General features: G+C 34.9%; 1 pseudogene. It reads left to right on the top strand.

The window, feature by feature from the left end:
* Window positions 1-42: 42 nt before the first annotated feature.
* Window positions 43-241, top strand: a pseudogene (locus SH09_RS12940) (replication initiation factor domain-containing protein); the annotation flags it as partial.

Raw genomic sequence — 241 nt, 5'->3', positions numbered from 1 at the left:
CGGGTGAGCGACTTCTTAAACAAAATAAGGAGTCGATTTTTTATGAGTAAAAAAGCAGAAGAAATTCAGGCAAAACAAAGTTTGGAAAAGGAAAACTCAAATTTTTCTAAAACCGGATACCCTAATAGCCGGTTAAACCGACATATTATGTACACCCCCGAACCAAAATTACACTTTGATGCTATGACAATTGTTGGGAATCTTAATAAGAACAATGCTCACAAACTGTCTGAATTTATGA

The sequence above is a fragment of the Staphylococcus gallinarum genome (genome assembly GCF_000875895.1).
GTDB lineage: Bacteria > Bacillota > Bacilli > Staphylococcales > Staphylococcaceae > Staphylococcus > Staphylococcus gallinarum.
The sequence above is the reverse complement of the archived record's forward strand: the minus strand, read 5'-3'. Positions and strand labels throughout refer to the sequence as shown.